We start from the raw sequence: 7964 nt of genomic DNA, 5'->3' as shown, positions 1-7964 counted from the left end.
AACCTCTTTTTCGAGCGGTTCCTCAACCCCGACCGGGCCGATCCGCCCGATATTGACGTGGACTTCGCCTGGGACGAGCGTGACGATGTCCTGGCTTCGGTCTTCCAACAGTACGATGGACACGCGGCCATGGTCTGCAATCATGTGCTCTTTCAGCCGCGCATGGCCATCCGGGAAGTGGCCAAGGTCTTCGGGCTTATGGATCGCGAGATCAGCCAGGTGGCTAAACGCCTGCCTTGGTTCTGGCGCGGTCATGATGAATCCGGGGCCGATCTTCAGGCCAGACTGGAGGCCCTGCCAGAGATGAAGGGGCTGGACTTCCCGGAGCCCTGGCCTGAGGTTTTGAGGCTGGCTCAGCGGATCGTGGGCACGCCGCGCTATCTTTCGGTCCATTCAGGCGGCGTGATCATTACGCCCCGCCCTATCCAGGATTACGTGCCCGTTCAGCGCGCTCCCAAAGGGGTTAAGATCGTGCAATGGGAAAAAGACGGCGTGGAAGACAGCGGCCTGGTCAAGATAGACCTCCTGGGGAACCGCAGCCTGGGGGTCATTCGCGACGCCATTAAGAATATCCATGAAAACGAGGCCCCGTTTGACGAGTCACGCTGGGAGCCGGAGGACGATGCCGTAACCCAGGAGGCCATCGCGCAAGGCCGCACCATGGGCTGCTTTTATATAGAAAGCCCGGCCATGCGTCTTCTGGAGCAGAAGGCCGGAGTGGGCGACTTCGAGCACCTGGTCATCCACAGCAGTATTATCCGGCCGGCGGCCAACGAGTTTATCCGGGAGTATCTGCGCCGCCTGAAAGGAGGGGCTTGGAAGCCGATTCATCCCCTGCTCGGCGATATCCTGGACGAAACATTCGGCGTCATGGTCTATCAGGAAGACGTGACCAAGGTGGCTGTGGCCTTAGCCGGTTTTTCTTACGCGCAGGCAGACGGGCTGCGCAAGGTCATGTCCAAGAAAGACAAGGAGCATGCCCTTCGCGACTATAAAGACCGGTTTTTCAAAGGAGCGCGGGCCAGGGGGGTGGAGGAGAGGCAGACTGAGGCCATCTGGGACATGATTATGAGCTTCGGCGGTTACTCGTTCTGCAAGCCCCACAGCGCAAGCTACGCCCGCGTCTCATTTCAGGCCGCCTTTCTCAAGGTGCACTATGCGGCTGAGTTCATGGCCGCGGTCATCAGCAACCAGGGCGGATTCTACAGCACCTTTGCCTACGTTTCCGAGGCCAGGCGGCAGGGGCTGACCATCCTTACGCCGGACGTTAATTTAAGCGAGATTCACTGGAAAGGCAGACAGGACTTCATCCGGGTCGGACTCCAGTCTATAAAAAATTTGAGCCTTGAGACGCAGGCGCGTATCGTTTCGCTGCGCAGGAAAGGTCGTTACAGGAGCGCTGAGGATTTTTTCGCCCGCGTCCGTCCTGATGAAGGGGAGGCGCGGGCCTTGATTCAGGCCGGCGCCCTGGACTCTCTGGCTCCGGGCCGGGATCATGCACACCTCCTCTGGAAGCTGGCCCGCTGGCAGAGGAAAAAAAATCGCCTCGCCTGTGAGGGCCAAACTGCGAACCTTTTCGCAAGCCAGGGTGAAGAACCCCTTCCTGACTTTCCACCGGGGCGCGAGATCGAGCGGCTGCGCTCTCAGTTCGCGGTGTTGGGTTTTCTCATTGATCGCCACCCGCTTGTCCTGTTTGCAGACGCCCTGCCGCGGCAGGGCCTGGTCAAGGCGGCGGACCTCAAGCGGCATGCGGGTCGGCGCGTGCGTCTGGCCGGATGGCTGATCACGGGCAAGGTAGTCAGCACCAAACACGGGGAGCCCATGCGTTTTCTTACCTTTGAAGATGAGACCGGGCTGGTGGAAACCACCTTTTTCCCTGAAACTCACCGCCGCTTCTGCCATATGTTAGACTGGGGGCGGCCTTACATCCTGGCTGGCAAGGTGGAGGAGGACTACGGGGCTGTGACCCTGACCGTGGATCAGGTCAATCTGGTGAGTAATAGAGCGAATGGCAAAAATACGTTCCGATTGAAAAAGTCTGAGATTGCTTTGTCACTTCGTTCCTCGCAATGACATTTTATAATAATATCAATGGGATGTCATTGCGAGCGCCGCGAAGCAATCTCGATCTTGATACTCTTGTATTCATTCAAACGGAACATAATTTTGACAACCACTATAGAACTTAAAGGAGATTTTTAGGGGAAACCTCTTTTGGAAGTCCCCCCAAATAAATCAGCCGGTTCGGCATGTCAGTTTCTGGACACAGGTTAAAGGCAGGGTCTGTTTCTAAAAATTATACCTTTTGTAAAATAGTGCTGGCTAGACTTCGAGGTATTTCTCCTTGATCTCCGGGTTGGACTCCAGCTCTTCGATAGACCCCGCGAAACCGATGTAGGCCTTGCCCATGAGATAGATGCGATTTGAGAGCGACATGGCTACCTTGAGGTTGTGCTCGACCAGAAGAATCGGTACCCCGGCCTTGTTGATTTCGGCCAGCACGTCTCGCACCTCCTGGACCAGAAGGGGAGAGAGGCCTTCTGTCGGTTCGTCAATCAGTAGGAGTTCAGGGTTGCCCATCAGGGATCGGCCAATGGCCAGCATCTGCTGTTCGCCTCCGGAAAGGAACTTGCCTTTTTGTTTGGCCCTTTCTTTTAACATTGGAAAATGCTGAAAAACCCTGTCTATTGTCCAGGAGTTTGAATTTTCTGTCTCTTGATCTTGACCGGCTTTAACCCCCATAGCCAGGTTATCCAGCACCGTTAAATTGGGAAAGATACGCCTGTCTTCCGGAACAAAGGCAATACCGGCTTTAGCTACTTTGTAAGGGGGAAATCCGGTCAGGTTCTTGCCTTTGAAGACAACCTGTCCGGATTTTGGCTTGACCAGGCCCATAATGCTTTTGAGGGCCGTGCTCTTTCCCATGCCGTTTCGGCCTAGAAGGCTAACAATTTCACCCTCATCAACCGTCAGGGAGATACCTTGTAAAACATGGCTCGGGCCATAGTATGAATGAAGATCCTCAACTTGAAGAAACATCCTCAAACCTCCAGATCGCCTAAATAAGCATCTTTTACTTCTTGGTTATCCTTGATCTCTTCCGGGGTTCCTGTGGCCAGGATCCGCCCGTAATGAAGGACCGTAATGCGGTCCGCCAGGGAGAAGATGACGTCCATATCGTGTTCGATGATAACCATAGTTTTGCCTTCGGTCAGCCGTCTTATCAGTTCCACGGCATAATGGGTTTCATCCTTGGACATACCGGCGGTGGGCTCGTCAAGCATAACCAGGTCTGGGTCGGTGGACATGGCCATGGTGACTTCCAGGGAACGATGTTTGCCATAGGATAGTAATTCTGCGGGGATGTTTCTTTCTGCATCCAGGTTGATCCTTTTGAGTACCTCGTCGGTTTCATCGGTAACAGCCTCCATCTTGTCAATTTTACGAAAAAGTTTGAAGCGGATGCCTCTTTTTGACATGATGCCCAGGCGGATATTCTGGAAGGTTGTTAATCTCGAAAAGGTACTGGTAATCTGAAACGAACGCCCAAAGCCAATGCGCGCTAATTGATGTGATTTTTCTCCGGTAATGTCACGCCCCTTGTAAAAGACCTGTCCTCGAGCCGGTTTGTACGTTCCGGTGATGACGTTGAAGAGGGTAGTTTTGCCAGCGCCGTTGGGTCCGATGACGGCATGACGCTCACCTTCCTTCAGCTCGAAATTGACATCGAACAGTACCTCCAGCCCGCTGAAATCGTGATACAGTTCTTTTGTCTCTAAGATGTTCATGAAGCTTGCTCCATAATCCCCTGGTCAGAGGATTTAATAAACAATTTTTCTTTGATAGATGCTAACAAGCCGGTAAATCCTGCGGGAACAAACATGACGACCAGGATGAATACTAGACCGGTCACCAATTCAACCCGCTCTGTATACATGGTGATTAACTCATCGAGAATAGTGAGAATGGCAGCGCCACAAATGGGGCCAAAAAAGCTCCCAATGCCTCCAATGAAAGCCATCATGATCGGTAAAAAGGACATGTAGATGACAAGGACGCCGTCGGTGGAGACCAGGTTTTGAAGAAGCGCATAACAGGCGCCGGCAATACCGGCAAAACCCCCTGAAATAATAAAAACAAGCGCTTTGGTATGCGGAACCTTGAATCCCATGTAGCTGACCCGCTGAGCATTATCCCGGACGCCGATTATGATCTGGCCGAAAGGCGTTTTGGTAAAAAACCAGATAACCAAGATGCTCAACCCCACAACGATGAGGGCAAAATAGTAATAATTCGTCGGGTTCGTCATGTCAATAGAGACCACGCCAGGAATGGTGAAAGGCGGTATGGGGAATCCGCCGACGCCGTCCTCACCGCCGGTAATATTTCTGAATTTGAGGCAGATGACATACATAAGCTGGCCAAAGGCCAGGGTTAGCATGGCAAAGGCCGTGCCGCTGACCCTGACCAGGAGAGGACTGGTGATTAAAGCCAGGACGACTGCGGTCAAACCGCCGATCAAGACGGCCGGTATCAGGGGTAAGCCCGGGATATGCGTCAAGGCGATGGCCGTGGCATAGGCTCCGCCGCCAAAGAACAGGGCATGGCCAAAGCTCAAGAGCCCGGTGTAACCGAGGAGCAGGTTGAGGGTGATGGCATAAAGTGAAAAAATACTAAATAAAACAACGACATTGGTATAGTAAATGCCAACAACGTGCGGGAAGAGGATCAGAATGACCAGGATCGCCGCCCATAGAATCCATAAATATAGCTTACTTCTCATTCTCTTTCTCCAAAGAAGCCGGTTGGTTTGAATGCCAGCACAACAGCCATGAAGGTGAACATCAGCACGGGGGCGAGCTTGGGAATGAACTGGATTCCAAAGGAATTCAACTCACCAATGCACAATGACACGATAAAAGCACCGATGAGACTCCCGAATCCTCCCGTAACCACCACCACAAAGGCGTCCATGCCTATCTGATCGGCCATACCCGGGAAGACGGTCAGTATGGGTGTGATGATAACCCCGGCCAAACCGGCCAGCCAGGTGCCGATTCCAAAGACAAGCATGAAGACCAGAGGGACATTGATCCCGAGGGCATTGACCATATCCGCATCGGAAACAGCGGCGCGCACGACCATGCCCAGGCGCGTCTTATAGAGTACTAAGGCCATGAGACCCAAAATAAAGAAGGCAAACCCGACAATGAAAACCCGGTAGATCGGATATTTCAGGTCTGAAATCCATATAAACCCCTGTAAAGTCTTGGGAGTGGCGACTAAAAAAGGCTCGGTGCCCCAGAAGAGCTTTACTCCTTCCAGAATAACCAGGGAGATTCCAACGGTAATTAACAATTCGGGAATATGTCCAAAGGCGTGGATTTTCCTGAGAAGAAATCGTTCACACAGAATCCCGAAGAAAGCCGCAACAACTGGCGCCAGAAGGAGCGCCAGCCAGAAACTTCCGGTCAGTTCTAAAAACGTGTGACAGAAATAGGCAGAGAGCATAAAGAAAGAAGCATGAGCGATATTCAATATCCCCATCATGCCAAAGATCAGTGTCAGGCCAGACGCCACCAGAAATAGCAACATTCCGTATGCCATTCCGTTTATAAATTGAGCGACATACATCGCGATGGTTGAATCCATCTCTGTTGAACCTCCTGTTTTTCAATTATTATTATGCCTTAAGAGTACGTCTTAATAAACCAGAATAAAACCGCTCACTTTAGATACTTCTTTTGATTCACCCCGCCTGGCCCGCCTTCACTCGATAATGAAGGCGGGCCTTAACAGGGTTTATGATTATCTCCGTTGAATACGTTAAATCCAGTGAATACTGTCTACAGCCTTATTCAATTAATAACAGTTCTATGCTGACTATTCTTATTTACTAGCTCTTCCTTTCAGGGCCGGGTCTAAAGTCGGTGTACAGTATTTTGATGGAATGGTAATAATTTTGCCTATACTGGAAATGCCCTTGAACCAGTAATAAGGCGGGATGGTCATTGACGCTTTCTGTTCTTCTGGAGGGACATATTCTGAGATAAAAAGGTCCCTGACGTTGGTGTGGTCGTCTGCCCTCATTTTCCATACACCAAACGGATGTTCATACTCATCACCTTCCCAGACCTTGATGATCTTTTCCGGATCGGTGCTGCCAGCCCTTTCAATGACACTCATAAGCCAGTAAGTGCTATAGACGCATTCTGCTATGGTCCCGCCACAAACCTTGTACAGCCAGGTGTTATAAGGTTTTTTCCATTTGGTTCTCCACAGGTTGTCCCAGACCTTGAAGAATTTTTGACGTTCAGGTGTTCTGAGGTCCGCCATGTAATGGTTCATGTTGACCAATCCTTTGGTCTTTTCAACTCCGACAGCATGAAGGGCGTTCGGTTCGTCCACAAAGATATTGAGGATAGGAAGGTCCACGCCCATGTCCCGGCATGTCTTGAGAAGGTTACCGCCGTCCGGGAGCCAGTCCCCGCTGAAGATGACCTCGGCCCCGGAAGCCTTAATCTTGGTGACGTAGGGAGCGAAGTCCTTGGCAAAGAGCGGATGATAATCCTCTCCCACGATCTGGGCTTCTGGAAAGTACTTTTTCAGGCCTATCTTGAATTCGTCTGCCAGCGAGTGACCGAAGGAGTAATCCTGGCAGAGTATATAAAACTTTTTTTCCTTGTTTCGTTTGGCATAGTAATAGGCCCCGCCCTGGCCGAATATGCTGTTCCTGGTAAAGGTTTGGAAGGTATAACGGCTGAAGTTTTTAGCATCCATGAGATAATCGGAACACGCCAGGGAGTTCTGATGAATAACTTTGTATTTCTTGGCAACCTGTGAAATGATATTGGTAAGATGGCTGCCAGAGGTACCCCACAAAAACTGGCACTTGTCTTTCAGGATAAGCCTTTCAGCCGCTTTCTTGCAATCTGCAGGCTTTCCCTTGGTATCGCCCTTGATGAATACGACCTTTTTCTTCTTGCCATCAACCAGGATGCCTCCCCTCTTATTGATGTCATGGGCAATCCAGTTGCATGTCAGCCAGAATATTTCCCCGTTTCCAGCGCCGGCTCCGGAAAAAATCTGAAGAAGTCCGATCCTGATGGCATCCTTCCCGGTATAAATATCCGGGTTGTTTGGATCAAAATCAGACATGTCTGACATTTTGTGAACGTCAAAGGCAGCGCGTCCTGCCATGGCCTGAGGCAGGCTCAACAAGCACAGAAAACTAAAAATGATTGTCAGTAAAAGTATCTTCTTAGCTGATTTCATCTTTTCCTCCTCCTGTGTTAATTTGGTTAGACCGTTAACCTAAAGACCGAAGATTGATTTTTGTTTTCCCTGTCGTTTCTCCTCCTTTCTGAAGTTCGTGGATGGCAGGCTTTATTAAAGCACTGTCAGAACCACCATCCTTCTTCTTTAATGTTGACTTCCAACCTCATCACAGACGAAATTCACCTGCATGTCTCCTCTTTCTTGAACAATTAACAAGGGCTTAACTGATGAAAAGGGAAGACGCTGTCTATTAGCATTGAAGGTTAGGTCTAAATACAACTGTTGCTCTTTAAGGGTGTGGAAATGTGAATAGGGAAATGAAGGGTTAATCCTGGATAAGAAGGTAGATCTCATTATCTATCAGTCCTAATAATTGAACCTGGCTGTTGACCTTATTCCTAAATTAAAAAGGCCGGCGACGCTTATATATTCAATCCAACCTGCTCCAATCCACTAACAGTACTTATAAAAAAAGCGCAATTCTTTAATTAAAACGATTATAGTAGCGGATTATAGTGAAGTGAAATTTGGGTGTCAAGTGATTAATGGTTATAATTTTTTAGTTTACATTTAAACGGATGTTCCGTAAGAAGGCCATAAGGCTGTCAGGTTGTAAGTATTTGTAAATAGAGCTATTTTCTTCTCGATTGAAGTTTTCGTTTAGTGTCTACCTTTCCTTTTCTCCT

The 7964-nt window shown here is 49.9% G+C and carries 6 protein-coding genes; 1 reads left to right on the top strand and 5 read right to left on the bottom strand.

Annotated elements, in window-relative coordinates:
• The coding region (locus JRI95_15155; GenBank protein ID MBW2062882.1) for a DNA polymerase III subunit alpha at positions 1-2073 on the top strand (2073 nt) is incomplete at its 5' end.
• A 249-nt stretch (positions 2074-2322) separates the two neighbouring features.
• Here the strand turns inward: JRI95_15155 and JRI95_15150 are convergent.
• The 5 genes from JRI95_15150 to JRI95_15130 form a co-directional block, all read right to left on the bottom strand.
• Positions 2323-3039 carry an ABC transporter ATP-binding protein gene (locus JRI95_15150; protein MBW2062881.1) on the bottom strand — a complete coding sequence of 239 codons (717 nt, stop codon included), beginning with the start codon at positions 3037-3039 and terminating at the stop codon, positions 2323-2325.
• A 2-nt stretch (positions 3040-3041) separates the two neighbouring features.
• Entirely contained in the window at positions 3042-3788 is a 747-nt protein-coding gene (locus JRI95_15145; protein MBW2062880.1) for an ABC transporter ATP-binding protein, read from the bottom strand.
• The gene (locus JRI95_15140; GenBank protein MBW2062879.1) at positions 3785-4783 is read right to left on the bottom strand and encodes a branched-chain amino acid ABC transporter permease; all 999 of its coding nucleotides are present in this window, start codon (positions 4781-4783) and stop codon (positions 3785-3787) included. The genes JRI95_15145 and JRI95_15140 overlap by 4 nt, the downstream gene beginning before the upstream one ends.
• Complete coding sequence (locus JRI95_15135; GenBank protein ID MBW2062878.1) at positions 4780-5652, bottom strand: branched-chain amino acid ABC transporter permease; 873 nt, start codon at positions 5650-5652, stop codon at positions 4780-4782. The genes JRI95_15140 and JRI95_15135 overlap by 4 nt, the downstream gene beginning before the upstream one ends.
• A gap of 237 nt (positions 5653-5889) precedes the next feature.
• Positions 5890-7275 (bottom strand): ABC transporter substrate-binding protein, encoded by a 1386-nt coding sequence (locus tag JRI95_15130; GenBank protein ID MBW2062877.1) that lies wholly within the window; start codon positions 7273-7275, stop codon positions 5890-5892.
• Between the last annotated feature and the right edge of the window lie 689 nt (positions 7276-7964).

This window comes from Deltaproteobacteria bacterium, assembly GCA_019308995.1.
In the GTDB taxonomy this organism is placed as follows: Bacteria; Desulfobacterota; Desulfarculia; order Adiutricales; family JAFDHD01; genus JAFDHD01.
Note: the sequence above shows the minus strand (reverse complement) of the source record. Positions and strands in the feature narration are given on the sequence as shown.